The organism is Deltaproteobacteria bacterium (assembly GCA_011773515.1).
In the GTDB taxonomy this organism is placed as follows: domain Bacteria; phylum Desulfobacterota; class Deferrimicrobia; order J040; family J040; genus WVXK01.
In genome coordinates this window covers 12,119-37,379 of record WVXK01000018.1, presented here as the reverse complement: position 1 = coordinate 37,379, position 25,261 = coordinate 12,119, and the positions used below count along the sequence as shown (strand labels likewise).

Annotated in this window: 24 protein-coding genes; 16 read left to right on the top strand and 8 right to left on the bottom strand. The window is 58.5% G+C overall.

The window, feature by feature from the left end; all coding sequences use genetic code 11:
* The 9 genes from GTN70_02535 to GTN70_02495 all read left to right on the top strand — a co-directional run.
* The coding region (locus GTN70_02535) for a DoxX family membrane protein (GenBank protein NIO15870.1) at positions 1–289 on the top strand (289 nt) is incomplete at its 5' end.
* Positions 290–397: 108 nt separating this feature from the next.
* Positions 398–1,234, top strand: a complete 837-nt coding sequence (locus GTN70_02530; protein NIO15869.1) for a universal stress protein — start codon at positions 398–400, stop codon at positions 1,232–1,234.
* Positions 1,235–1,248: 14 nt separating this feature from the next.
* Complete coding sequence (locus GTN70_02525; protein ID NIO15868.1) at positions 1,249–2,583, top strand: sodium:proton antiporter; 1,335 nt, start codon at positions 1,249–1,251, stop codon at positions 2,581–2,583.
* Between the two features lie 120 nt (positions 2,584–2,703).
* The gene (locus GTN70_02520; protein NIO15867.1) at positions 2,704–4,125 is read left to right on the top strand and encodes an aldehyde dehydrogenase family protein; all 1,422 of its coding nucleotides are present in this window, start codon (positions 2,704–2,706) and stop codon (positions 4,123–4,125) included.
* A gap of 18 nt (positions 4,126–4,143) precedes the next feature.
* Positions 4,144–5,040 carry an MBL fold metallo-hydrolase gene (locus GTN70_02515; protein ID NIO15866.1) on the top strand — a complete coding sequence of 299 codons (897 nt, stop codon included), beginning with the start codon at positions 4,144–4,146 and terminating at the stop codon, positions 5,038–5,040.
* 105 nt (positions 5,041–5,145) lie between these two features.
* On the top strand, positions 5,146–5,628 hold the full coding sequence (locus tag GTN70_02510; GenBank protein ID NIO15865.1) for a roadblock/LC7 domain-containing protein: 483 nt from the start codon (positions 5,146–5,148) through the stop codon (positions 5,626–5,628).
* 22 nt (positions 5,629–5,650) lie between these two features.
* Positions 5,651–6,247: a gliding-motility protein MglA gene (locus GTN70_02505; protein NIO15864.1), complete on the top strand. Its 597-nt coding sequence runs from the start codon at positions 5,651–5,653 to the stop codon at positions 6,245–6,247.
* A gap of 253 nt (positions 6,248–6,500) precedes the next feature.
* A complete protein-coding gene (locus GTN70_02500) occupies positions 6,501–7,802 on the top strand; it encodes a M20/M25/M40 family metallo-hydrolase (protein ID NIO15863.1) in 1,302 nt (433 codons plus the stop codon).
* Positions 7,803–7,917: 115 nt separating this feature from the next.
* The gene (locus GTN70_02495) at positions 7,918–8,601 is read left to right on the top strand and encodes a hypothetical protein (GenBank protein ID NIO15862.1); all 684 of its coding nucleotides are present in this window, start codon (positions 7,918–7,920) and stop codon (positions 8,599–8,601) included.
* A gap of 116 nt (positions 8,602–8,717) precedes the next feature.
* Here the strand turns inward: GTN70_02495 and GTN70_02490 are convergent, their stop codons facing one another.
* The 5 genes from GTN70_02490 to GTN70_02470 all read right to left on the bottom strand — a co-directional run bounded on the left by GTN70_02490 (position 8,718) and on the right by GTN70_02470 (position 11,875).
* A complete protein-coding gene (locus tag GTN70_02490; protein NIO15861.1) occupies positions 8,718–9,200 on the bottom strand; it encodes a hypothetical protein in 483 nt (160 codons plus the stop codon).
* A gap of 21 nt (positions 9,201–9,221) precedes the next feature.
* On the bottom strand, positions 9,222–9,842 hold the full coding sequence (locus GTN70_02485) for a hypothetical protein (GenBank protein NIO15860.1): 621 nt from the start codon (positions 9,840–9,842) through the stop codon (positions 9,222–9,224).
* 59 nt (positions 9,843–9,901) lie between these two features.
* Positions 9,902–10,018 (bottom strand): hypothetical protein, encoded by a 117-nt coding sequence (locus GTN70_02480; GenBank protein ID NIO15859.1) that lies wholly within the window; start codon positions 10,016–10,018, stop codon positions 9,902–9,904.
* A gap of 292 nt (positions 10,019–10,310) precedes the next feature.
* Positions 10,311–11,210, bottom strand: a complete 900-nt coding sequence (locus tag GTN70_02475; GenBank protein ID NIO15858.1) for a M48 family metalloprotease — start codon at positions 11,208–11,210, stop codon at positions 10,311–10,313.
* A 107-nt stretch (positions 11,211–11,317) separates the two neighbouring features.
* Positions 11,318–11,875 carry a LemA family protein gene (locus tag GTN70_02470; GenBank protein ID NIO15857.1) on the bottom strand — a complete coding sequence of 186 codons (558 nt, stop codon included), beginning with the start codon at positions 11,873–11,875 and terminating at the stop codon, positions 11,318–11,320.
* A 217-nt stretch (positions 11,876–12,092) separates the two neighbouring features.
* Between GTN70_02470 and GTN70_02465 the strand changes: the two genes are divergently transcribed.
* From GTN70_02465 to GTN70_02445, 5 genes are all read left to right on the top strand, one after another.
* Positions 12,093–14,504, top strand: a complete 2,412-nt coding sequence (locus GTN70_02465) for a hypothetical protein (GenBank protein ID NIO15856.1) — start codon at positions 12,093–12,095, stop codon at positions 14,502–14,504.
* A gap of 9 nt (positions 14,505–14,513) precedes the next feature.
* Entirely contained in the window at positions 14,514–16,547 is a 2,034-nt protein-coding gene (gene fusA / locus GTN70_02460) for an elongation factor G (protein NIO15855.1), read from the top strand.
* A 91-nt stretch (positions 16,548–16,638) separates the two neighbouring features.
* Positions 16,639–16,869 carry a disulfide oxidoreductase gene (locus GTN70_02455; GenBank protein NIO15854.1) on the top strand — a complete coding sequence of 77 codons (231 nt, stop codon included), beginning with the start codon at positions 16,639–16,641 and terminating at the stop codon, positions 16,867–16,869.
* Between the two features lie 23 nt (positions 16,870–16,892).
* The gene (locus GTN70_02450; protein ID NIO15853.1) at positions 16,893–17,288 is read left to right on the top strand and encodes a DUF1992 domain-containing protein; all 396 of its coding nucleotides are present in this window, start codon (positions 16,893–16,895) and stop codon (positions 17,286–17,288) included.
* Positions 17,289–17,294: 6 nt separating this feature from the next.
* Positions 17,295–17,744: a hypothetical protein gene (locus GTN70_02445; protein NIO15852.1), complete on the top strand. Its 450-nt coding sequence runs from the start codon at positions 17,295–17,297 to the stop codon at positions 17,742–17,744.
* Between the two features lie 95 nt (positions 17,745–17,839).
* On the opposite strand, the gene GTN70_02440 is transcribed toward GTN70_02445, so the two are convergent.
* Together GTN70_02440 and murJ are read right to left on the bottom strand one after the other, a co-directional pair.
* Positions 17,840–18,628 carry an enoyl-CoA hydratase gene (locus GTN70_02440; GenBank protein NIO15851.1) on the bottom strand — a complete coding sequence of 263 codons (789 nt, stop codon included), beginning with the start codon at positions 18,626–18,628 and terminating at the stop codon, positions 17,840–17,842.
* A gap of 19 nt (positions 18,629–18,647) precedes the next feature.
* Entirely contained in the window at positions 18,648–20,222 is a 1,575-nt protein-coding gene (murJ, locus tag GTN70_02435; protein NIO15850.1) for a murein biosynthesis integral membrane protein MurJ, read from the bottom strand.
* Between the two features lie 209 nt (positions 20,223–20,431).
* On the opposite strand from murJ, the gene GTN70_02430 reads away from it, so the two are divergent.
* Positions 20,432–21,034, top strand: coding sequence for a GNAT family N-acetyltransferase (locus GTN70_02430; GenBank protein ID NIO15849.1), 603 nt, complete (start codon positions 20,432–20,434; stop codon positions 21,032–21,034).
* A gap of 104 nt (positions 21,035–21,138) precedes the next feature.
* Here the strand turns inward: GTN70_02430 and GTN70_02425 are convergent, their stop codons facing one another.
* Entirely contained in the window at positions 21,139–22,935 is a 1,797-nt protein-coding gene (locus tag GTN70_02425) for a CBS domain-containing protein (GenBank protein NIO15848.1), read from the bottom strand.
* 305 nt (positions 22,936–23,240) lie between these two features.
* Here GTN70_02425 and GTN70_02420 point away from each other — a divergent pair, with 305 nt between their 5' ends.
* A complete protein-coding gene (locus GTN70_02420; GenBank protein ID NIO15847.1) occupies positions 23,241–25,196 on the top strand; it encodes an aconitate hydratase in 1,956 nt (651 codons plus the stop codon).
* The last annotated feature ends 65 nt before the right edge of the window (positions 25,197–25,261 follow it).

Genomic DNA, 25,261 nt, shown 5'->3' with positions numbered 1-25,261 from the left:
GTCCCACGATATGCACGCGGTGCCGATGTGGCTCGTTCTGGCCATACTGGTCGAATTGGCGGGTGGTGCGCTCCTTGTGGCGGGTTTCTTTACCAGGATCGGGGCCCTTTTGCTCCTCATGTTCATGATACCCGTGACGTTCATATTTCACCGTGATTTCAGCGTCTCGCTGCAGGCCGTCATGTTCATGAAAAATACCGCAATTATCGGGGGGCTCTTCATGGTTCTTTGCGCCGGCCCCGGAAAATTCAGCGTGGACGGCAGGAGGAGCCGTGAACGTGGGGGATGAGGTGGCGGTGTTCCCTGTGGTATCATGAGCCGTGCCCGGAGGCGATTCGTATGACCGGGAGGTGAAGGGGTTGTTGCGTGACGCAATACGCTTTGCGGGGAGGTACTGATGCTCGAAAAAATAGTCGTTCCCGTCGGGGGAGAGGAGAAGGTCGGAGAGATCGCCTCGTTTGTAAGCTCCATGGTGTCGAAGAGGCACTTTGCCGTCCACGGCCTCGGTATCGTCGACATCGAGGGGATAGTCGCGAGTCTGTCGGGGGCTCCGCCCGGGGCTATCGGAATGGCAGATGAGGCGGTGAAAAAGGTCTCCTCCAGCGAGAAGGGGAGATTGAAGGAGTTCGTGACCTCCATGGGGAGGCATTTCGAAAGGAAGAAAATCACCTACACCTTCAAGGTGGCCGAAGGCGACCCCCGGGACGAGATTTTACGGCGCTGCATCGGTTCCGACCTGCTCGTCATCCACAGGGAATCGGTTTTCTCCTACTCGAGGGAGAAAGAGTCCCATGATTTTTTCGCCGACGTGATATCACGGTCGCCCGTTCCCGTTCTGCTTCTTGCCGGGGACAGCAGCAAGCTGCAGGGTAAAACTGTCGGCGTCGCTTCAGATTTCAGCTCCGACGCCTTTCATGCCATTTACGCTTTTTTGCACCTCGGGATTTTTCCCGGGAGCAGGATCGTCTTCTCCCACGTTTCGACCGGGGAGGGGCCCGAACGAAGGTTTGCCCCCTATCAGGCCTTCTTCCAGCTGCACGGCTTTGAAAACGTCGAGGAAGTGATCCTCAAGGGGGAGAAGGATTCAGCAATCAGGCGGTTTGTCGAAACGGAAAACATTGGCCTCCTCATCATAGGGAAGAGGGGAGAGAGCAAGCTGATGGAGTATCTCTTCGGATCCCTGACCAATGCCCTCATAGATAATCCAGCCTGTTCCCTGTTTATTCACGAATAGGAGGTCATGTTGCGATGAAAACCGGATCTATAAGGAGATTTTCCGCCTGCTTTCTCCTTGCTGCCTTTTTCCTTGCCCTTCCCGCTCTTGGAATCTGCTCGGAAGATGAGCTGGCCCTCGGAAAAGAGCTGTCGGTCCTCTGGGTGCTGCCCTTTGCCGGCCTGCTCCTCTCGATAGCGCTCTTCCCCCTTTTCCGGCCGGCCTTCTGGGCGAAACACTACGGGAAGGTTGCGGCGGTGTTCGGCGCCCCCGTGGCAGCCTATTTTCTCTACCGGGATTATCACACCGTACTCCACACGGGGGCGGAATATACATCCTTCATCGTGCTCCTCGGGGCCCTGTTCATCATTTCCGGCGGTATCCTCCTCAGGGGAAAGATCAAGGGGTCGCCCGTATCCAACTGCATCATCATTCTCATCGGGTCGGTCATCGCCAACCTGCTCGGGACGACGGGGGCGAGCATGATACTCATCAGGCCCCTGATACGGGCAAATCGCTGGAGGAAATCTTTTTCCCACGTGGTCATATTCTTCATCTTCATCGTATCCAACATAGGGGGCTCACTCACGCCGATCGGCGACCCACCCCTCTTTCTGGGGTTTCTCCGGGGGGTGCCCTTCTTCTGGACCCTGAAGAACCTCTGGCACTTCTGGGCCTTCGAGGTTTCACTCGTCGTCGCCATCTTTTTCGTGCTGGACACGATCAAATACAGAAAGGATCTGGAAATGCACGGCCACGAACTCGAGGAGGAAAAGGTACCGTTGAAACTCGTGGGCTCGTACAACTTTCTCCTGCTGCTCGCGGTGCTCGGGGCCGTCTTCGTGAAACCCCCCATACGGGAGGTGATCATGGTCATCGCCGCACTCGTTTCCATCAAGGTAACCCCGAAAGAATTGCGCGATGAAAACGAGTTCACCTACCACCCGATAGAGGAAGTGGCGAAGCTCTTCGCGGGAATCTTTGCGGCGATGATTCCCGCCCTGCTGATTTTGAAGGCCCGGGGTGCCGAGCTCGGCGTTACCGAACCGTGGCAGTTTTTCTGGGCCACGGGGTCCCTCTCCAGCTTCCTGGACAACGCGCCGACCTATCTCACCTTTCTCTCCCTCGCCCAGGGCCTGGGAGCGAACCCCGAAGTCGTCGGGATTCCGACGAAGATCCTGATGGGAATATCGGCCGGCGCCGTCTTCATGGGGGCGAACACCTACATCGGCAATGCGCCGAACTTCATGGTGAAGTCCATCGCCGAGGAGAATGCCGTCAAGATGCCGTCCTTCTTCGGCTACTTCATCTATTCCGTAATCGTCCTGGTTCCCACTTTTATCGTCGTGACCTACCTGTTTCTCCGGTAGAGGGGCAGTTCGGGTTTTTTCGTGCCCCGGAAGCTATTATAATAGATAGAATACCCGCGCCGGATGCGGGGATTCTCTGCCGGGAATGAAGGATGGTGAAGCCACGAAAGGAGGTAGGTCATGATAAATCGAGCCCTGTACGTTGACGGGAAGTGGGTGCGGAAGGGCAAAAAGTTCGACGTGATCAACCCGTACGACGGGTCGGTCGTGGGGAGGGTCCCCTCCGCGACCCCCGATATGGTTTCCGATGCGATCGGTGCGGCACATGGATCGAGAGCGGTCATGGCGGACATGCCCCTGCACGAGCGGGCGCGGATTCTCTCCAGGACGAGCGAGCTGCTGGAGAAGAAAAAAGAGGCCTTTGCGAGGATGATCGCCCTGGAGGCGGGGAAAGCCTGGAAATACGCTATAGGGGAGGTGGAAAGGGCCATCCAGACCTTTCGCTTCGCCGCGGTGGAGGCGTTGAAGATACACGGGGAGACGATACCCATGAGTGCCGCCGCGGGGGCCGAGACGAGGGTCGGCTACTACGACAGGTTCCCCATCGGGGTCATCGCGTCGATTTCCCCATTCAACTTTCCCCTCAACCTGGTGGCCCACAAGATCGCCCCCGCGATTGCCGCCGGGAACACCGTTGTGCACAAGCCGGCCAGCGTAACCCCCATTACGTCGATCATGCTCGTGGAGGTCCTTCTGGAGGCGGGGCTCCCGCCGAAGGCGATCAATCTCGTCGCGGGTTCGGGATCCGTGGTCGGTGACGCGCTGGTCACCGATGACAGGGTTGCCATGGTCACCTTTACGGGCTCACCCACCGTGGGGTGGGCGATAAAGGAGCGCTGCGGAAAGAAAAAGGCGATCCTGGAGCTCGGCTCCAACTGCGGCATCGTCGTGGAGGATGATGCGGATCTCGACTGGGCGATCCCGAGGTCCATCGTCGGGGCCTTCGCCTACTCCGGGCAGGTGTGCATTTCCCTGCAGCGCATCTACGTGAACAAAAAGATTTACCGGAGATTCGTGAAGGAGTTCGTCGAGAGGGCAAAGAAGCTGAGGATGGGGGATCCCCTGAGCCCCAGAACCGACGTCAACCCCATGATAACCCTGGAAGAGGCGAAGCGTGTCGAGGGCTGGATCAAGGAGGCCCGGGACGAGGGAGCCAGGGTCGAAACGGGGGGCGTGCGCAGGGGCAACGTTATCAGGCCGACGGTTCTCACCAGGGTCGACAGGACCATGAAAGTCTCCTGCCTGGAGGTCTTTGCGCCCGTTGCCGTAATCGATTCGTACGAGACCTTCGAGGAGGGTATCGAGAAGCTCAACGACTCCATATACGGGCTGCAGGCAGGCGTGTTCACCAAGGACGTGGACAAGGCGATGTACGCATTCAAGAAGCTCGATGTCGGGGGCGTCATGATAAATGACGTGCCCACGTTCAGGGTGGACCACATGCCTTACGGGGGAGTGAAGAACAGCGGTCTCGGCCGTGAGGGGCTGAAGTTCACGATCGAGGAGATGACCGAGATCAAACTCGTTGTCTTCAACGTTTGATACGGTATGGAGGAGAATATGGCCACGGGTGCAGAGCGGGTGAAGAAGATGCGGGTCAGGTGCCTTTCCGAGGTGTCCTGGAAGGACGACGCGAGGATGCGGCTCGATGTCCGGGAGTCCGGGGGCCTGGGGTCGGACCAGTACGACGTGCGGTGGACGGAGGGGAACGCGGCGGGAGTGATGAACCTCGTCGAGATAACCGACGGCGCCGGGGCCGACAGGAAAATTCTCGTCGATGTGGGATGGGATCACGCCTACGTCGGTGAAGTGCTGAAGCGGGAGGGCGTGGACGAGATGCTGAGGAACGGTGAGATAGACATGGTCTACATCACCCATGAGCACGTGGACCACTTCTTCGCGCTTGGCACCGTCGCCGGGCTCAACCCCGGTGTTCCCGTCGTGATCCCCGAGGGATTCACGGAAAAAGGCCGCCGTATGATCGCGGAGAGCGGCCTTTCCCGGGAGGCCCGGGTCCTGCCCCCGGGGAAGAAGCACGAGCTGTTTCCGGGGGTCTACTCGGCAACCTTCGATGTGCCTATTTTCCTGAAGGTGAGAAACGAGCAGGTCCTCTACGTGGACGTCGAGGGAAAGGGGATCGTGACCGTCATCGGATGCAGCCACCCGGGGATCATCGATATTCTCGAGTATGGGAGAAAGGAGTTTCCCGGGAGGAAAGTTTACGGTGTCTACGGCGGCCTTCACATTTGCCCCTTCGACGAGTGGGAAGCCGAGCACGATACCCTGATCGGGAAGTTGAAGGGCTACGGGGTCGAATTGTACGCCTGCAATCACTGCACCGGCGCGGTGACGGTCCAGAAAATGAAAGAGGCGGGCCTGAACGTGCATCCCGGGACGGGCCGGTTCGGCACGAAGACCAGGGATTATGTCGGTTGCGGAGACGCGGTCGAGTTCTAGGGACGCTTCCTGTGAGAAGCAGGCGAAGCGGGGAGATTAATTTTATTTCAATTTCAATCCATTATTATATAATGGGTGAAAAATCGTCCCGCTGAAGGAGGATATTTGGAGGGCAGTCACCTCATAATACGGGATGAGGAGTTCCGGCAACTGAAGTCCGTTTTGCGCAGGATCCTGCTGGAGTCTCACTCAAAAGTAGTGTTTCTCGTGGATAAGAACGGCCAGCTTCTCTGCTCCGTGGGGGAAGAGGAGGGATACGATACAATGGCCCTGAGCTCCCTGGCTGCAGGGAATATCGCGGCATCGGGGGGGCTTGCCAGGCTCATCGGGGAAAAGGAGTTTTCCATTCTCTTCCATCAGGGCGAGAAAGACAATATGCACATCTCCCTAATCGATAACAGGGTCATCCTCGTCGTCATTTTCGATGCCCGGACCCCCGTGGGCCTTGTCCGCCTCAGGGTGAAGAAGTCGAACCGGAATGTGCTGAGAGTCCTCGAGGAGATCGATGCGCGGCTTCATTTTACCGCTGATGAGGAGATGATCTTCGAGGAACTAACGGACGAGGATATCGACAAACTCTTTAAGTGAAGCGGAGATAAGCCGGGTCTCAATGTCTTTTATCAATTACTCAGCAAGGGAAATCAACTGCAAGATAGTTTACTACGGGCCCGGGTTGTGCGGGAAGACCACGAACCTGCAGTATATTTTCTCGAAGATGCGGCCCGAATCGCGGGGCAAGATGATCTCCCTCGCCACGGAGACGGAGAGGACGCTGTTCTTCGACTTCCTCCCCCTTTCCCTCGGTGACGTGCGGGGGTTCAAGACGAGGTTTCACCTCTACACGGTCCCCGGCCAGGTCTTCTACGACGCGAGCAGGAAGCTGATACTCAAGGGCGTCGACGGGGTGGTCTTTGTCGCAGATTCCCAGATTACCCGGGTGGACGCGAACGTGGAGAGCTTTGAGAACATGAGGGTGAACCTGAAGGAGCAGGGGTATGACCTCGACAGGATCCCCCTGGCCATCCAGTACAACAAGAGAGACCTGGACAACATAGCCTCTGTCTCGGAACTCCATGCTCTCTTGAATTACCGGAACGTCCCCGAGTTCGAGGTGGTGGCGATAAACGGCATCGGTGTGTTCGAGACCTTGAAGGCCATCATCAAGCAGGTCCTGGTGGAACTCAGGAGGGGGGCTGCCAGATACTAGCGGTTCCGGCGCGGCGTATCTCCGTACTCGATCACGGAAAGCCATCGGCGGAAGATCGAAAATTCAGCATACAGCGGCATTGTGACAAAGGGGAGTCGGGAATGTCCGGGTTGACGCAGAAATTCAGGAGCCGGCACCATGGCGGGGGGTGGCTGTGCGGATCCCGGACCCGGGGATGGGGGGCAACGGGGAACTCAGGCCGCCGAACCGTTTTGGACGGAACCGGGAGCGGCAACACGGGGAGGATCTTTGCATGCATGATATAGACAAAGCCATGATTTCGGCGCTGTCGGAGTACATCCGGATCGACACGTCAAATCCGCCCGGGGACTGCAGCGAGGCCGTGCGGTACCTTGGCGAGCTTTTGGCCGGGCTCGGCTTCGAATCTTCCGTGTACGGCATGAGCGAAGCAAAGTCGAGCATCCTGTGCAATATCGGCGGGGACGCCGGTCCCGGGCTGGTCCTGATCCACCACATGGACGTGGTCCCTGCCCGGGAGGAGGAGTGGACATTCCCGCCTTTCCTCGGAGAGGTGAGAGATGGGTATGTGCTCGGGCGGGGGACCCTCGACACCAAAGGACTCGGCATCGCCCAGATTTTCGGTGCACTCAAGGCGTTGAGAGAGAGGGGGAAACTAAACAGGAAGGTGTTCATCGTCGCCAATCCCGACGAGGAGGTGGGTGGCGACGACGGGGCGGGCTACTTCGTGAAGGAGCACGGCGGGGAGCTTTCCGGCTGTTATGGCCTCAACGAAGGGGGCATCGGCGTCCGCGACCTCTTCGGGCCGGGGGACTATTTCCTGATAAACATGTGGGAAAAGGGGCCGTTGTGGCTGAAACTCGTGGCAAGGGGACGGGCGGGCCACGGTTCCCGGCCGACGGAGAAAGACCCCACGGTGCGCCTGGTCAGGGGGCTGGAAAGGCTGATATCCCTGAAAGACGAGCCCGAACTGACGGAACCGGTGAGAAACATGCTGCTGGCGCTTGACGAGCGGGGGGTTATCTCCCTGGACCGTACGGGAAAATCACCCCTTCCCTCTGCGTCCCAGCTTTCCGAGATCGTGTCCTCTGCGCCGGAAATGGAGGCGGTATTCAAGGACACCGTTGCCGTGACCATGCTGAACGCCGGGTTCAAGCCAAACGTCATCCCCGCCGTGGCGGAGGCGTCGATCGACGTGAGGATACTCCCGGGCCGGGATCCCGAAACGGTTTTGGAGAGGATCAGGGAAACCCTGGACGGCCTCGATATCACGGTCGAAGTCCTGTACGCCGCAAACCCTTCGGGGTCGGAGAAGACGGAGTTTTTCGGCCTCATAAGGGATGCACTCGGGGAAGTCTACCCCGGTATGACGGCGCTGCCCTATCTCTCCACGGGATTTACCGATTCCCGCTACTACCGGGCTGCGGGAGTGGTTACCTACGGGCTCTTGCCCTGCCTGATCCCGAAGGAGGAGCTGGGCAGGATACACGGCGTCGACGAGAGGATCTCCGTCGAGTCGGTGATAAACGCGTCGGAGGTCATCAAGCGCATCGTTCTGCGCATGGAGAGCATGTAAGCTAAGCGGCAAACGGCCCGCACCGTTGCGTCCCCCCGAAACTTTACCCCGCGGCGCACCCTCTTATGTAAGGGTGTAAAATAAGAGAAACAACGGTGCCTGGAGGGGAGGAGACATGAAGAAAGACATCGTCCTCGGCGAGATCAAAGATCTGCTCGAAGCCCTTGCCGAAAAGGCCGACAAGGCGAAGGATCTTCTCGGCGGGGATAAACTGAAAGACCCGGATCTCCTGGACCTCCTCGGGAAAATCGGCTCACGTGCGAAAGATGACTCGGTCAGGATGGGGGATTTTCAGGGAGAAGGCATCGCCACCTACGATGTGGTGAAGTTTTTGAACACCATGCTGAAGGTGGAGTACCAGGGTATCTTCGACTACAACCTCCACGCGGAAAACATCCATGACGAGTACCTGCGGGAGCGGTTCAGAAAATTCGGTGCCACGGAGATCGAGCACGCCCGCATGCTGTGCCAGCTGATCAGGAAGCTCGGGGGAACGCCGAAACCGAGCAGCGGGCACCTGAGGCGCCAGACGCCCACCACCATCAAAGAGATGATCGAGCGGCACCTGGAAGGCGAAAAGAAGGCGATCGAACTCTGCGAAAAGGGGCTGAACGTCTTCACGAGCCCCGAGCTGACCTGGGCACTCGGCACCATCAGGCTCGATGAGATAGATCACTCGCGGGAGCTCAATGCGATTTACGACCAGTACAGGCTTTCCACCGATATCGTCGAGATAAACAAGAAGTACGTTCCCCCCAAGGATATCGATTTCGACTCCGACGAACCATGGGTGGAGTGATCCCTCCGGGAAGTTTTGAAATGAGGCACGGGGACTTCAAAAGACGGGTTTGATCCGGGTTCGAAGCTCCGGGCTCCCCACGATAGGTCCCGCCGTCTGGCCTTCCTCCGACTTTTCTAGAGGTTCTTGAGGGCCCGTTCGACGGTTCGCACGTGGCCCAGCTCGAAGTTTTTGAGATGCTCGAATATCTTTTTCGCCTCCGGTTGTTCGACCTTGTTGGAGGACTCCTCGTAGAGGTTGAAGGCCTCCTTCTCGAGGGAGAGGGCCATCTCGAAGATGTCCCTCTTGGTCTTGAGCTTTCCGATCTTCTTCAGGAGCTCCCGGTGGGTTTCCGATATGTACTCGTCGATTTCCGGAAGCCCCTCCTTCCTCATGATGTCCTTGTAGGGGGCCCACATCTCGGATCGAACGTTCTTGTCGTATTCGTTTTCCAGCTGAAGAAAATGTTCCTTTTCATCGTGGGCGAACTTTTCGATTATCGCGATCAGGTCCTTTTCCTTGAGCATCTTCAGGACTTTCTTGTAGAAGACGTATGCCATGAGCTCTGCTTCGATTCCCAGGTTGAGAAATTTCAGGGCCACTTCAGAAAGCTTCACCATGCGGTTTCTCTCCCCCTTTCGTCAGAATTTGTACGAGACGGCCAATCCGACCGAGGACCCGCCGCCTATTTTGCCTTCGAAGATGATGCCGAACTGCCTATCCAGGAGAAACTCGGTCCCCAGGGTCAGGTGGAAGTTCACGTCCGTGTCGTCGTTCAGCGACCCCCCCATGACCTCGATCTCGGGGCCGCCGTAGGGAGTGATGGCGTGTTTGCTTTCAGCGGCGGTTACCTCCTTTGATACGAGCGCCGCCGCGGCGATCGAGTGCAGGGCGCTCCCGTCGGCGAAGCCCAGGTCGTACGTTGCCTGGAGTGCAAAGTCGGGGTAGTTCGGGTTTGCAAAGAACGCGGCTTTGTACCTCCCGCCGATGCCGAGCAGAAGGCCCGTTTCGTCTTCATCCACATCGGAATTGAGAACGCCTCCACGGCCGGTAACCTCGAAGCCGCTTTGTATCCCGTAGTTCCCCCCCACGAAGAGAGCGAAAAAATTATCCGAGGAGGTTATCCCCAGCTTCCCTTTCCACTTCCCCTGGTCTGAGATGGCGGCGGTGTCGAAGTTGTTCAAAAAGGCACGTGCCGGCGCCGGGATGATGAGAACAGAGACGAGCAGAACACAAAGGAGCAAACAATTTTTGGCCTTCATAAGCTTCCTCCGGAAAAAAAATGATGGCTTGTTGCAAACTGCAACATTCCTTATATCCCTCAGGTGCCTCCGTGGCCTACCGTGACCTTCTCGCCTTCGATGATGACCGGAACCTCTCTGCCGCCCGAGATCTTTACCATTTCCTTGAGCATCGCCGGGTCTTTGGTGACGTCTATGTACTCGACGTCGAATCCGTTTTTCGCGTAATCCTCACGGGCGCGAACCGTGTAGGGTCACGTGTCCTTTCCGAAGATCCTGACCTTTTCCAGCATATCCAACCTCCCGCGTTTTTTTTCCGTCACGACCGGACACGAAAAAGGTTTCCGCCCTCTCACGGCTCCCGCCGCGCTGCGAGGCGCTCCGATTGTGCCCGTAATCCCTCGCTTTTCGGCCGGCAGGCTTCCCGTGCAGCCGAAAAGGCATTCGTCCATAAGCCGGATTAGTAGCAATTATATATCAAGGGGGAATCTATTTTTGGAAAAATCGTGCCCCCATCATCTGAAGGCGCTTGATGCGCTCTTCGACGGGAGGGTGGGTGGAGAAGAGGAACCGATCGCCGAACCCGTTTGCCGGGGAGGGGTTCAGGATGAACATGTGCCTCGTTGCCCTGTTGACCCCCTCGATCCGGGAACCGAACCGTGTCGTCTTGCGGAGCGCCGATGCCAGCGCCGCGGGATTGCGTGTCATCTGCACCGCCCGGGCGTCGGCGAGGAACTCCCTCTTCCGCGATATGGCGAAACGGAGGATGGTGACGATCAGCGGCGAGAAGAGCGCGAGAAACAGGGCCGGGACCACGAGCCCGATGGAGAGGCGCGCCCTCCGGGAAAAGAGGCCGATCTTGAGAAAAAGGTCAGAAATCATGACGACCGAGCCCACAAAGACCGAGAGAAAGAGAAAGTACCTGGTGTCCCTGCCGAGGATATGGGACACCTCGTGGGCCAGGACCCCCTGGAGCTCCTCCCGGGTCAGGTTGCCGATGGCCCCTCGCGTCACGGCTATTGCGGCCGCCTCGTCGGAGAGGGCAGATGCGAAGGCATTGATCGTGCCGTCTTCGATGACGTACACTTCCGGTGTGGAGCGGAGGCCCGAGGCGATTTTCAGCTCCTCGATGATGTTCGTGAGGAGCAGCTCCGTTTCGGCGTCGGCTTTCGTCGCGCTGTTTACGAGGAGGGGAATCTCCTTCCCGGACGTCAACGTGACGATGGCGAGGACCGCCAGGATTGACAGGGCGAGCATGACACCGGCAATGGTATGGCCCTGGGCCTTTCCGGTGACGTAGCCGACGAGAACCGCCGTTACGACGAGCGCTGCCGTCAAAAGGTACGAGGCCCTCCTGTTTTGCTCGATCGCCTCGTGGAAGGTGACCATCCCGAGGGGCACCCCGTGGGCGGAACAAAAGGGGCATTCGGAAGGGGAGGCGGAAACGGCCCCGCCGCATCGATGACACTGTTTACCCTGGACAGCCATGGATCAGGTCAGTTGCCAGGTACGAGATCGACCCTGATCCTCTGCTCCCTCTCGCCTCCCGTGTCGAAGTAGATCTCCTTCTCGTAGTTGAACAGCGAGCCGATCAGGTTGGAGGGGAATTTTTCGAGCTTTGTGTTGTACGCCATCACGCAGTCGTTGTAGAACTGCCGTGAATAGGCGATGCGGTTTTCCGTCGACGTCAGCTCCTCTTCGAGATCCGCCACTGCCCTGTTTGCCTTGAGATCGGGATAACTCTCCACGACGGCGAAGAGCGACTTGAGGGCATCGGTCAGCAGCGCCGACGACTCGGCCTTCTCCTTCGGGTCTTTTGCCCGGGTAACCATGCTCCTGGCCTGTATCACCCTCTCCAGCGTATCCTTCTCGAAGCTCATGTAATCCTTGACCACCTCGACGAGGTTGGGGATCAGGTCTATTTTCCGCCGGAGCTGGACGTCGATCTGGTGAAACGAGTTCCTGATCCTGTTTTTCATGCTCACGAAGGCGTTGTAGGTGAGGATACCCCACCCGACTCCTGCCGCGATCAGCACCAGGGGTACGTAATGCATGCCGGACCTCCTCGCACACGATTATTTTTCCTCTCAGTCTTCATCGCTCATTTCCCGCAAAAGTTTAATGGTTACGGGGAGGTCTTCCTTCGTCTGCCCCTCGCGCATGCGCGAAGCCCTCCGGGCGCAGCTGCTCATTTCGACGGAGCGTTCCCCCTCTCTTCTGTTCACGCCGAAACTGGTATAATTTAAATCTTCAGGAGGATGGGAGCGCCCCATGCGCAGGAGAATGAAAGAGGCAGGCGATAGGCACAGGAGGGGTCGGAAAAAGGACAGGCCCCCCTTAGCGAAGAGGCGGCAAAAGAGGAAAGAGCCATTTTCCGGCAAGCCGGAGCTGCTTGCTCCCGCGGGAAACCTGGAGAGCTTCTTTTCCGCCCTCGATGCCGGAGCGGATGCCGTATACATCGGGCTTCCCCGCTTCAACGCACGGATCAGGGCCGATAACTTCTCCATCCCCGACCTTGCGAAACTTATTCCCTATGCCCACGAGCGCGGCGCACGGGTTTACGTAACGGTGAACACCCAGGTCCTCGAAGAGGAGCTCCCCTCTTTCATCGACCTCGTCTCGGCGGCGTCCCTTTACTCCCCCGACGCGTTTATCGTGGGGGACCTCGGTGCCCTGGAGATACTGAGGACCCACTTTCCATCCGCCGAGATCCACGCAAGCACCATGATGGGGAACTTCAACGCGAGGATTCTCGATGTATACGCCGGACTGGGCGTGCGGCGGGCAATCCTCGAAAGGCATCTCGACCTGGAGCAGGTCAGGGAAGCTGTCAGGAGAAGCTCCCTCGACGTGGAGCTGTTCGTTCACGGCGCCATGTGCTTTTCCTACTCGGGGAAGTGTCTCTTTTCGAGCTACCTCGGCGGTAAGAGCGGAAACCGCGGGGAGTGCGTGCAGCCCTGCAGGCGGGTGTTCAGGGAAAGGAGGCTGAACCGTGAGGCATCCTTCTTCTCTGCGAAGGATCTCTCCCTGATGAGGATGCTGCCCGGGCTGATGAAGCTCGGGGTGCGGGCTTTCAAGATCGAGGGAAGGATGCGGGGGGCCGAGTACGTTCACGATGTGGTATCGGCCTACAGGAAGGCGATAGACAAAATTTACGCGGGGCAGGCCGAAGAGGGAGTTCTCGAGGGCGAGGCGATGCTCGAGGGGGTGATTGGACGGGAACGGGCAGGCGGGGTGATCTCCGGCGAAGACGAGACGAGCACGGCTACCTCGGAGACGGCGGGAGCCGTAGGGGAGTTTATCGGGAATATCGCTGCCATACGCCGCCCCTATGTGCTGATAACGAGCCGCTGTGAGCTGAAAAAAGGGGAGCGGCTGAGGGTGCAAAACCGTGTCACCGGCAGGGGAACGGGCTTTACCCTCCTCGCTATGGAGAGGAAGGACGACGAGATGTGGGTCAAGGTGCCCTTTGATGTCCGGGAGGGGGACCTCCTCTACCGGGTGAGCCCGGGGCGGGAAAGGAAAAAGGCCACCGAATCTGCCGCGTCCCTGTATGCGGGCCTTCCCTCGTCGGGCACCCGCTTCTCCGTGTTCGTGAAGGGGGCCGTCATAACCGTGACTGGCTCCATGGCAGGCTTCAGGAAACGCTACGACTTCCGGGTCGAGGGGAAGAGAGAGGAGGCACGGGTCAGCCCCGCTGCGCTGGAGAAACTGCTCGCCGATTCCTACCGGGGGGACTTCCCCCTGGGGAGTGTCGTTCTGCGCGGGAACCCGCCGTCGGGAATTGCCCCCGGCGACGTGGTGCGGGTTTTTGAAAAGGCGTCGAAGGACTTCGACAAATCGCTCTACCTGGACCTGAAGAAGAGGAGGGTATCGATCATATCGTCCCTGAGGATACCGGGGACCCGGAAGGAGAGGAAGCCGACGGGCCTGTACGCCGCCGTCGAGACGGTAAGGGAGGCGAAGGCGATACGGGACATGGCCGACTACGTGATCGTCAGCGTGACCAAGAGCCTCGTGAGGGATTCACAGGAGCTGATGCCCTTTGACAGGAGCAAGCTGATCTTTGCCCTGCCGCCGTGCCAGTCGGACGCGCTCCTGACCTTTTACCGGGGGGGGATTAAGAAGATCGCCGACATGGGGTTTCGCAGGTTTGTCGTGCCCGATGTGGGATGGATAAAGGTGCTCCGGGAGCATGGCCCGGCTCGCAAAGTCGAGGTGATTTCGGACCACGGCCTCTATTCTTTCAATACCGCGTCGTGCCTGCTCCTCCACGGACTGGGCGTCTCCCGTTTTATTCTGCCCCTGGAAACCACGTTCAAGAATCTTTTGAAGGAGGCGAAGTTTCTGCGGGGGCTCGGGATATTGCCGGTTTTCATGAGCGTTCCCCTCATGGTGTCCCGCCTTCGCCCCTTCCGTGAAGACGGGGAGCGGTTGGTGGAAAGCCGGATGGGGGAAGAATTCAGGGCGGTCACGAAATCCCGGGGAACGGCTCTGTACCCGGAGATACACTACAGCGCAAGCGGCTACATAGACCGTTTCATGGGGATCGGCATAAGCGATTTTCTCGTGGACCTGAGAAACCTGCCACAGGGACAGTCAGCGGCTGTCCTGGACCATGTGTTGAGGGACCGGGAGATTCCCGGGACGTCCACCTTCAACCTCTTCAGGGAAAACTTTTAAGGGGGCCATGTGAGTTCCTTCAGGGAAAGGGTGTCACGCATAAGGAACATCGGCATTATCGCCCATATCGACGCCGGCAAGACGACCCTCACGGAGAGGTTCCTCTACTACTCGGGTATCAGCTACAAGATAGGGGAGGTCCATGACGGGGAGGCACAGATGGACTACCTTCCCCAGGAAAAGGAGCGGGGGATCACCATCACCGCTGCCGTCACCCAGTTCCCCTGGAAGGGAGCCGAGATTCACTTAATCGACACGCCCGGACACGTGGATTTCACCATCGAAGTGGAGAGGTCCCTTAGGGTCCTGGCGGGAGCGGTGGCGGTGTTCTGCGCCGTGGGAGGCGTCGAGCCCCAGTCCGAGGTGGTGTGGAATCAGGCGGTAAAGTTCCGGGTCCCCATCATAGCCTTCGTCAACAAAATGGACAGGCCCGGGGCCGATTACCTGAAGGTGATGGGGGAGATGAGGGAAAAGCTGGGAGCAAATCCGGTGATCGTCACCCTCCCCATCGGGTCGGAAGAGTCCTTCCGGGGGGTCATCGATCTGGTGAACATGGAATCCCTCACCTTTGATGATTCCGACCTGGGCAGGACCGTATTGCGGGGGGAAATACCCGCCGAGATGATGGAGGAGGCGGTAAAGCTCAGGGAAACGCTCGTCGAGGTTGCCGCGGACGCTGACGATGAGCTCGCGGAGCGCTACCTCGAGGGAGGGGAGATTCCCGTCGACCTTTTGAAGAGGGCGCTCCGGAACGGGACGATTGCGGGGAGGTTTCATCCGCTTTTCGGGGGCTCTGCCCTTCGCAACAGGGGGGTACAGCCGGTTATGGACGGGATCGTCGACTTTCTTCCCTCGCCGATAGAGGCCCCGCCGATGATAGGAAAGAATCCCGATACCGGCGTGGGGCTCACGCGCTCCCCTGACATATCCGGGCCCTTCTCCGCCCTTGCCTTCAAGGTGATCATGGAAGAGGGAAGAAAAACGGTTCTTTTGCGGGTCTACTCGGGGGAAGTCAGGGAGGGCTCGGTGGTGAAAAACATCCGGACCGGAGAGCGGGAGAAAGTGGCGAGGGTCTTCAGGATGCACGCGGGAAAAAAGGAGAGGACGGATGCGGGGCAGCCCGGCGACATCGTTGCCGTGAGGGGGCTCAAGAACGTCGGCACGGGGGACACGATATGTGACCCCGAAAACCCCATCGAATACGAGCCGATAGAGGTGAGAAAACCGGTCATCTCCGTCACCCTCGAGCCGGCCAGGATCAGCGACATCGAGAGGCTGAAGGAGGTGGTGTGGAAGATAACGGAAGAGGACCCCACCCTGCAATTCAAGGAGGATGAGGAAACGGGCCAGCTGATCCTTTCGGGAGTCGGTGAGCTGCAGCTCGACGTGAGCGTCGACAAGATGCACCGCTTTTACGGCGTCACCGCGAAGATGGGACGGCCCGAGGTGCTCATGCGGGAGACGGTTGCGGGCGTCGGAATCGGGGAGGGGTCCTTCGAACGGGATATAGAGGAGAAGCGGTACGCGGCCGTGGTAACGGCGCGCGTTTCGGCACGGGACAGGGGAACGGGGATACAGATCGAGCTTCGCGACACGGTGGCCCCGCTGGCCGATTCCGCAAAAGAGGCCGTGGTTCTCGGCATCAAGGAGGGGTCGGGCTACGGGGCCTTCGGGTACCCCGTCGAAGATATCCTGGTAGAGGTTCTCTCCGTCGAATTTCCCCATTCGGCTCACCTGCCGCAGATCACCAAGGTGGCCAGTGCCGGGGCCTTTCTCGAAGCGTACAGGTCTGCCGGGCCCGTGCTCCTCGAGCCGGTCATGGAGATAGAGATAACGGTGCCGGAAGAGTTTCTCGGGGGGGTGATTGGGGATTTTTCCTCACGGAAGGGAAAGGTCGAGTCGGTTGACAAGAGGGTGGGCTTCACGGTGATATCAGGAATCGTTCCCCTGAAGACCATGTTTGGCTATGCCACGGACTTGAGGTCGCTCACCCAGGGGCGCGGTGCCTTCACGATGAAATTCTTCACATTCGACAGCGTGTGAGCGATGGGGATTCCATATTTTTTTCCCGGCGGTCGAAACTGCGAAGGGTGGGCGGTTTTTTTTATATAATGTTACTGGGAGGGAGAGTGGCATGAAAAAGGAAAACAAACAGGTCAAACCCGAGTCAATCCTTTATGAGGTTATCGAGAACTTTCCCGCTCTGCGCCGAAAGATCGGCGAACTCTTCGGCAAGCGGTGCCTTTCCTGCCCGAGCTCGAAGCGGGAGACAATAGCCTATACGGCGTTCCATAAAGGCCTTGACCCCGATGTGGTGGTTCGGGACCTGAACAGCATCCTGTTGGGACAGAAAAAGGGCAAGTAAAGCCGGGTGGAGGGCAAGGACCCCTGGACATCATCGCGAAAATAGCGGAGGAGAGGATCAAGGAGGCCATCGAGAGGGGGGATTTCAAGAATCTCCCGGGGAAGGGAAGGCCACTCGTGATCGAGGACCTCTCCATGGTTCCCGAAGAACTGAGAATCTGCTACAAGGTATTGAAAAATGCCGGCCTCCTCCCCCCCGAACTGGAGCTCAGGAAGGAGATAGCCACGCTGGAGACGCTCCTTTCCACCGTGGACAGCGAGAGGGATCTTAAGAGCACGATTTCGATGCTCAATGAGAAGATCCTTCAGTTGAACATCCTCGAGAAGAGATCTCTGCCGCTGGAAAAAAAGCAGTACTATGTCGGTGCCCTCAGAAAGCGGCTGAACATTCCCCCCCGCTCAGAAAAGAAGCGGGGATAGACAATCATGAAAGCCGATACGGCCCCTTCCGGGTATGGAGAAATCAAAATACTCCTGCTCCCCTTCTGCCTGCGCAAAAGGGAGGTTGAGGATGTATCGGCGATTGCACGGAGCCGGGGTTACCGGGTCGTGGTGGCCACCACGACCTCCTTCGCCCTGTCCGAGGTCCGCAAGGCAGCCGTATCGAAGAAAAACATTCCCGTGAGAATAGTGGGCGTGGTGTGTGATGGGAGGGCGAAAAAGGTTGCTCTGGGCCTGTTTCTGCTGAAAGCGAGGCAGCTTTTCAAGCGGCTCGCCCTGATGAAAACGAGAAGGATCATTCTTTCCCGGGTGACCATACAGGGCGGCACCCGGTCGATGTTCGGCAGGAGAGACTGCGACATCGGAAACAACACCGTTCCCCGCGAGGACCTCATGGAGGCGCTTTACGGGGGGAGGATATTTTTCGTCCTGTAATTTTCCCCTTCAGTACCGGAGACCGGCTGCCCCGTGGAGCCGGGAGGATACGCGCCGGCCGACGGCGCTTTCCCGGCTGCGGGGCGGCGAGGAGATCAGCTTCCCCTGAAGCGGGGTGCCCGTTTTTCCCGGAATGCCCTCTTTCCCTCTACCAGGTCATCTGACTCCATGCACTTTCGTATGAGGGCGTCGGCCTCTGCCACCCGTTCCTCGTCCATCTTCCAGTGCTCCATGCACATCCTGAGCAACCGCTTCGTCCCCTGTATGGACAGGGGGGCATTCTCTGATATCTCCTTCGCCGTTTCGTATACCACCTGCTCGAGCTCTTCCGGGGGGACGATCCTGTTCACCAGGCCTATTTCGGCGGCTCTCACGGCGCTGACCAGGCGGGCCGTGAAGAAGAGCTCCTTGGTGAACTGGACGCCTATGATGTTCACGAAGCGCATGAGCCCCGCGGGCCGGTAGATGATTCCCAGCTTCGCCGGGGTCATGCCGAAGACGGCCCTGTCCGATGCAATTCTTATATCCCCGGCACAGGCAAGCTCGAGCCCCCCTCCGAAGGCGATGCCGTTCAGCATCGATATGACGGGGAACTTCACCGTTTCCACGGCATTGATCATGTCGTCGAAGGGGTTGGCCGACAGCAGCACCTGCTCTCCCGCCTCATCCCGGGAAGGGATTGCGTGAATGTCGTAACCGGCGCAGAAGGACTCATCGCCGTCACCCCTGATGACCAGGCACCGCAGGTCGCCCTCGCCGCTTACCTCCTGGAAGATCGTTTTCATGGATTTGAGCATGTCCATGGTGAGGGCGTTTTTTTTCGGCCTGTTCGATATGGTAACCGTGCCTATGTTGCCGTCTCTCCGGTAGAGTATTTTTCCCATGTTTTCATCCCCTTTCTTGTTATTCCGGCGACATCTCTTCTTTCGGCGGGATAACCCTGCCGACGATGGCCCGCGCGGGCCCGAGGCGAAGCATGAATCCCGCCAGGACGAACAGGATACCCAAAGCGACTGAGCCCAGGGCCAACCTGATGAGGGCCCCGCCCATTTCGTCCCAGCGGGGGAGGAGGTCAACCCTTCCGAGGAGCTCCCGTGTTCCGATTATGGAGAGGGCGCACAGGATCGCTGAAACGAAGGGGACCTTCACCGTCCGGAACGAGAAGGGTATAGCCGTCTTACGGAGCAAGAAGCCGTAGAGCAGGAGCGTGTGGAGGACTATGCCGATCGTCGAGGCTCCGGCAAGGCCGTTCACGCCGTAATTGACCATCAGGAGGTAATAGGCAGGAAGCGTTAAAATCCACGCGACGGACCCGATAATCGTGGGGGTGAGCGTGTCTTTCATCGCGAAAAAGCCCCTCGCCACGATGTTTTGTGAACACCAGAAGGGAATTCCCAGGGAGAAGAGGGAGAGGGCCGAGGCGGTGTTGACCGCGTCGTGAATGTTGAAGGCGCCTCTCTTGAACACCAGGAGGACCACTTCCCGGGAAAAGAGAAAGACCAGCGCGGCGGCGAAAGCGGAGGAGTAGAAGACCCAGTCGAGGGCGGCGCTCATGTCGCCGAACATGGACCTGATTTTACCCTGGGCCGCCTGCTCGGCGAGGAAGGGATAGGAGGCAACTCCCGATGCCTGGCCGAGAACCCCGATGGGAACCTGTGCGAGCCTCCGTGCGTTGTTCAGCCACGTTATCGCTCCCGCGACGAGGAAAGAGCCGAATACCCTGCTCATCCATTCGTCCACGAAAACGAGGGAGAAGCCGAGCATGATGGGTATGGAAAGCCGGATGAACTCCCTGAATCCCGGGTTCCTTGCGTCGAAGTGCAGCCGTATCCTGAGGCCCGATGCAAAGGCTCCGAAAAGCTGGATGAGAAAGTTCCCGAGAAAGGATCCGGCGAGGACACCCCAGGCGAACCCTTCCATCCCCAGCTTTTTCCCGAGCAAAAGCCCTCCCGCAATGATCCCCGCGTTATAGATGAGAGGCGCCAGCGCGGGTATGAAGAACTTTCCCCGTGCGTATTGGACCGCCATGAGCAGGCCGCCGGTGTAAAAGAACATCTGGGCCGGCATGACGATCCTCGTCAATCTGGCGGTGTATGCTATCTGATCGCCCTGGAACCCGGGTGCTATGAGGGGAACGAGCTGTTCGGCGAAAACCTCGCCGACAATGATCAGCGCGACCAGAATGACGGAAAATATACAGAATATGGCGGAAAAAGCGCGGTTCCCTCCGTCCCTGTCGTCCCTGCTCAGGTAGTCGGCGTAGATGGGGATGAAGGTGATGGAAAGAGACGCGCCCGCCAGAAGGTAGTTCAGGAAATCGGGGATGGTGAAAGCGGCAAAGTAGGCGTCCGTGCCCGCGTGGGCTCCCTGGGTGTACGCGATGACCGCATCCCGGGCGTACCCGAGGATCCTGCTGAGAAAAACGCTGCTCACCATAATCAGTGCAGCAGCGCTCATTTTTTTTCTCGTTTCGTCCATCAACCGGTTCCGGGACACGTGACCCTGTTTCGGGAGTCGTTTATTATAGATACGATTTTTTATCGACAAAATCAAATGAAGGCCGAAAAAGGGATTCAAATATTTCCCCCGAAGTGAGAAAATGAGTGTGCAGGGTGGGGAAAAACGGGGTAAAATAATCCCACAACAATAAAACGTCATTTTATTAAAGAAGACAAAGGAGGGTGCTTATGATAATAGGATACCCGAAAGAAGTGACTCTGCGGGATGGCATGCGCGTTACCATCAAGCCGTTCGAGAAGAAAGAAAAGGAGTCTGTCTTCGAGTTCTTCGTTTCCCTTCCCGAGGAAGACAGGTTGTATCTGAAGGATGACGTGACGGACCCCCTCGTGGTGGAAAAGTGGGCCCGCGAGCTCAATTACGACAAGGTCTTTCCCCTTCTTGCCTGGTACGACAACCGGGTGGTGGGAGATGGCACGCTCCACAGGACGATAACGGGATGGATGCACCACATCGGCACCATCCGGATAGCGATTGCGCGGGATTTTCAGAGGAAGGGCCTCGGCTCGGTCATAGCGCAGGAGCTCTTCTTCTATGCGCTGAAGTGCGGCCTCGAGAAGATCGTTGCCGAGATGATGGAAATTCAGTACGGCGCGCTGAAGGTCTTCGAGAAGCTCGGGTTTATCCACGAGGCGACGCTGAAGAACCATGTCCTCGATCAGATCGGGGTCAAGCACGACCTGCTCATTTACACGAAAGATCTGGTCCAGTTCTGGAACGAGATACGGGACCACGAGTTCTTTTCCATTCCCACCCGCCACATGGAGGAGTAAGGGGAGGGGGGCGCGTTTGCCGCTTCCGGATCAAGACCCGATAATTTACTTCCACCGGCCACAGAGGGCTTCACCGGGGCTGCGCTGCCGTCTCCGCTGCCTGCCTACGTTTCCACGTCCATCTTTATGAGCGCTTTTTGATATGCCTGGAGCACGTCCTTCCGGTATATGACACCGATCAGCTTCCCCGTAATCCGGTTGTCGATGACCGGCAGCTGTTCGACGTTCTTGTACCCGAACCTGTTCAGGGCCGTGAAGAGATCGTCTTCGGGGGAGACTGCCACCACATCCGTCGTGGCGACGTCGTTGGCCCTCACCAGCTCCGCCAGTTCGTCTTCCCTGACGAAGGACTTGATGTCGGAAAAGGTGATGACCCCCATCAGCTTGTGATTTACGTCGTGGATGTAGAGGTAGTTCGTCGGGTTCGTTATGAATATCTGGATGAGCTCCTCGAAGCTCGCCGCGGGGTTGATCGTCGAGAATGCGCTCTTCATTATGTCCGAGACACGCATCGACTTGAGGACCCCCATTTCCCTTCCCGACACGATGTCGATGCCTTTCTGGTGCAGCTTGAAGGTATAGAGTGAGTAGGGGAGAAATCGCTTTGCAACGATCATGGCGATGATCGTCGCCGTCATCAGGGGGAGGATGATCTTGTAGTCGTTGGTCATCTCGAAGACGATCAGGATCGCCGTTATCGGGGCGTGTACGACCGATGCCAGGAAGGCGGCCATGCCCACCAGCGCGTATGCCCCCGGCGATGAGATCACGCCGGGAAGAAGGACGAGGAAGAGCTTCCCCAGCGCCCCGCCGAGCATCCCGCCGATGAAGAGGGAGGGCCCGAGAACCCCACCCGACCCGCCGCTGCCTATCGAGAAGGAGGTGGTGATGATCTTCAAAAGGGCAAGGGCAAGGAGCAGATACCACGCACCGATCCCGAAGAGCGCCTCGTTCACCGAATCCATGTGGGTGCCGAGGACCTCGGGAAATACGATCGCAACGACGCCGACGATCAGCCCCCCCAGAGCGGGTTTGACCAGGGGGTTTGCCGGGAGCTTCTCGTTGAAATATTCGTCCGTTTTGTCCAGGAGGAGGATGAATCCCACGGCGAGGAGGCCGCAGATGGCCCCCAGGGCGGCATAGGGAAGGAACTCGAGGACGCTTTTGAGCTCGTACGCGGGGACCTGGAACTGCAGGATGTTGCCGAGGAAGGCCCTCATGGTGACCGTTGCGATCACCGACGAGATCACGATGGGACCGAAGGTCTGGAGGGAAAAATCGCCCACCATGACTTCCAGGGCGAAGAAAACGCCGCCGATGGGGGCGTTGAAGACGGCCGCGATTCCACCTGCCGCTCCGCATCCCACCAGGGTCTTCATCATTTCGCCGGAAAGCCGCAAGAACTGCCCGACGCTCGATCCGATGGCCGCCCCTATCTGGGCGATCGGCGCCTCTCTTCCCACGGAGCCCCCCGAACCGAGGGTTACTGCCGCGGTGAGGGTTCGGATGATGGTCGTCCTCGGTTTTATGAGGCCTCCCCTCAGGGTGATCGACTCCATCGCGTCCGGTACTCCGTCCCCCTTTGCCTCCTGCGGGAAGAGCTTTATGAGGGGGGCGATGAGGAAGCCGCCCAGGGCCGGAAGGATGAAGATGAGATACCGGGTTTTCCTGAGGAGTTTCTCGTGGATCTCCCCGAAGAATATCCAGGTGAAAAAGTCTATCAGCTTTATGAATACGACCGCGCCGAGGCCGGCCAGGGCTCCCACGAGAATGGCGAGCAGGAGGTTGAACGCCTGGTCGGAGATTCCGAGACGGCTCAGTGTCCGGAATATGACCTTTCTGATCGGCTCTCCCAGGCGCCTGCTGGTGACCCCTTTGACCTGTTTGAAAAAACCCCGCATCAACCTTCCGGATGACCCGAAAAACATAGATATTTTGGGCCGTTCCACATCTGTATACCACAGGTGGGCGGGTATTCTCAAGATTCGAAAGCAAAGGGTGAATTTTTTCGGCGCGTTTGGTTTCGAAACAAGTGGGAGACGCGACGCCGGGAAGGCCGCCGCCCGACCGGGAGAGCCCCGTTACCGCGCGCGAAAGTCCTTGCCTGTTGGTACTTTACCTTTTTCAACGGGTGTGTTAATGGTATTCTGTTTCTGGAAAGACTTTTCCCGCATTAAATCGACAAGACAGGATAAAGGAGGATAACGTGGGCAAGAACATCGTACAGAAGATTATCGATTCTCACCTCGTATCGGGTGAGCCCGTGCCCGGGAAGGAGGTCGGTATACGGATCGACCAGACGCTCACCCAGGACGCAACGGGCACCATGGTGTACCTGCAGTTCGAGGCCATGGGGATCCCGAGGGTCAGGACGGAGCTTTCCGTGTCGTATGTTGACCACAACACCCTCCAGGAAGGGTTCGAGAATGCCGACGATCACGTATATCTTCAGACGGTCGCCGCCAAGCACGGCGTGTATTATTCGCGGGCGGGGAACGGGATATGCCACCAGGTCCACCTCGAGAGATTCGGCGCCCCCGGCAAGACGCTCCTGGGGTCAGATTCTCACACGCCCACCAATGGCGGGATAGGGATGATTGCCATCGGCGCGGGCGGGCTCGACGTGGCCATCGCCATGGCCGGCGGTGCCTTCTTCCTGACCTATCCGAAGGTGTTGAAGGTCAATTTCACGGGGAGGCTTTCTCCCTGGGTGTCGGCGAAGGACGTCATCCTGAGGCTCCTCGAGATATTGACGACGAAGGGAAATGTGGGCTGGGTCGTCGAGTACGGCGGGGAGGGCATCAAGTCCCTCAGCGTCCCCGAGCGGGCGACGATTACCAACATGGGAGCCGAGCTCGGCGTCACGACGAGCGTTTTTCCCTCTGACGAGATCACCAGGGCATTTTTGAAGGCCCAGAAGCGCGAGTACGCCTGGGTTCCGCTCGAAGCGGACGATGATGCACAGTATGAGAGGGTCCTGGACATAAACCTCGCCGAGGTGGAGCCGATGGTTGCCCAGCCCCACAGCCCGGACAACGTGGCGAAAATTCGCGATATTGCGGGAATGGAGGTACACCAGGTCCTCGTCGGTTCCTGCACGAACTCCTCATACAAGGATGTGTCCACGGTGGCGAAGATACTGGAGGGAAGGCTGATTAATTCCTCGGTCAGCTTCGGCGTGGCTCCCGGCTCCCGGCAGGTGCTCCTCATGGCCGCAAACGAAAGCTCCGTTGCCAAGCTGGTCGGCGCCGGTGCCCGGATCCTCGAGGCAACGTGCGGCTTCTGCATCGGGGCGGGACAGGCGCCGCAGTCGGGAGCGGTCAGCGTCAGGACGAACAACAGGAACTTTTTCGGCCGGTCGGGCACGAAGGACGCGGGGATCTACCTGGTGAGCCCGGAGACGGCTGCTGCATGCGCGATCAAGGGTGTCATCGCAGATCCGCGGGACGTGGCGGAGGAATATGGTCTCGAGCCTCCCGACATCGGCGCCCCCGATGAGTTCATCGTGGACGACACGATGATCATCGTGCCTCCCGGGGACCCCTCGGGGTTAGCGATCAAAAGAGGCCCCAATATCGGCAATCCCCCCGAGGCAGCGCCTCTTCGGGACAGCATACAGGGGGAGATCACCCTCAAGGTGGGTGACAAGATAACCACCGACCATATCATGCCCGCCGGGGCACGGCTGAAGTACCGGTCGAACATTCCCAAGTATGCCGAGTTCGTCTTTGAGAGCGTCGATGCGGAGTTTCACAGGAAAGCACTCGAGAACAAGGGCAAGGAGGTTGACAACATCATCGTGGGCGGCATGTCCTACGGCCAGGGCAGCTCCCGGGAGCACGCCGCTATCTGCCCGAGTTACCTCGGCGTGCGTGCGGTCATCTCCAAGTCCTTCGAGAGAATTCACTCGGCGAACCTCGTCAACTTCGGCATCCTTCCCCTTCTGTTCGCACGTGAAGAGGACTACGACCGGGTCGACCAGGGCGATGCGATCGAGCTTCCCGGGGTGAAAGAGGCCATACAGAAGGGTGATACGGTCACCGCGGTGAACAGGACGAAGGGCTTCGAGTTCGAGCTCAAGCACACGCTCTCGGGGCGCCAGATCGAGATACTCCTTGCGGGCGGCAGGCTTCAGTACACGAAGATGAAGGGAAGCCAGTAAACAAGAGAGCTCGAGAGCGACAGAGCGATAGAAAACGGGACACGGGACTACCATCTTGCCGATAG

Bases quoted from the DNA above. Each gene is read 5' to 3' on its own strand.
- GTN70_02470 (NIO15857.1), bottom strand. From the start codon at position 11,875: ATGCATTACGTACCCCTGGTGCTGATCGCGGCAGGAGTCGGGTGGGGT.
- GTN70_02505 (NIO15864.1), top strand. From the start codon at position 5,651: ATGTCTTTTATCAATTACTCAGCAAGGGAAATCAACTGCAAGATAGTT.
- GTN70_02525 (NIO15868.1), top strand. From the start codon at position 1,249: ATGAAAACCGGATCTATAAGGAGATTTTCCGCCTGCTTTCTCCTTGCT.
- murJ (NIO15850.1), bottom strand. From the start codon at position 20,222: ATGGACGAAACGAGAAAAAAAATGAGCGCTGCTGCACTGATTATGGTG.
- GTN70_02490 (NIO15861.1), bottom strand. From the start codon at position 9,200: ATGGTGAAGCTTTCTGAAGTGGCCCTGAAATTTCTCAACCTGGGAATC.
- GTN70_02500 (NIO15863.1), top strand. From the start codon at position 6,501: ATGCATGATATAGACAAAGCCATGATTTCGGCGCTGTCGGAGTACATC.
- GTN70_02485 (NIO15860.1), bottom strand. From the start codon at position 9,842: ATGAAGGCCAAAAATTGTTTGCTCCTTTGTGTTCTGCTCGTCTCTGTT.
- GTN70_02430 (NIO15849.1), top strand. From the start codon at position 20,432: ATGATAATAGGATACCCGAAAGAAGTGACTCTGCGGGATGGCATGCGC.
- GTN70_02475 (NIO15858.1), bottom strand. From the start codon at position 11,210: ATGGTCACCTTCCACGAGGCGATCGAGCAAAACAGGAGGGCCTCGTAC.
- GTN70_02455 (NIO15854.1), top strand. From the start codon at position 16,639: ATGAAAAAGGAAAACAAACAGGTCAAACCCGAGTCAATCCTTTATGAG.
- GTN70_02530 (NIO15869.1), top strand. From the start codon at position 398: ATGCTCGAAAAAATAGTCGTTCCCGTCGGGGGAGAGGAGAAGGTCGGA.
- GTN70_02440 (NIO15851.1), bottom strand. From the start codon at position 18,628: ATGGGAAAAATACTCTACCGGAGAGACGGCAACATAGGCACGGTTACC.
- GTN70_02495 (NIO15862.1), top strand. From the start codon at position 7,918: ATGAAGAAAGACATCGTCCTCGGCGAGATCAAAGATCTGCTCGAAGCC.
- GTN70_02520 (NIO15867.1), top strand. From the start codon at position 2,704: ATGATAAATCGAGCCCTGTACGTTGACGGGAAGTGGGTGCGGAAGGGC.
- GTN70_02515 (NIO15866.1), top strand. From the start codon at position 4,144: ATGGCCACGGGTGCAGAGCGGGTGAAGAAGATGCGGGTCAGGTGCCTT.
- GTN70_02465 (NIO15856.1), top strand. From the start codon at position 12,093: ATGCGCAGGAGAATGAAAGAGGCAGGCGATAGGCACAGGAGGGGTCGG.
- GTN70_02425 (NIO15848.1), bottom strand. From the start codon at position 22,935: ATGCGGGGTTTTTTCAAACAGGTCAAAGGGGTCACCAGCAGGCGCCTG.
- GTN70_02445 (NIO15852.1), top strand. From the start codon at position 17,295: ATGAAAGCCGATACGGCCCCTTCCGGGTATGGAGAAATCAAAATACTC.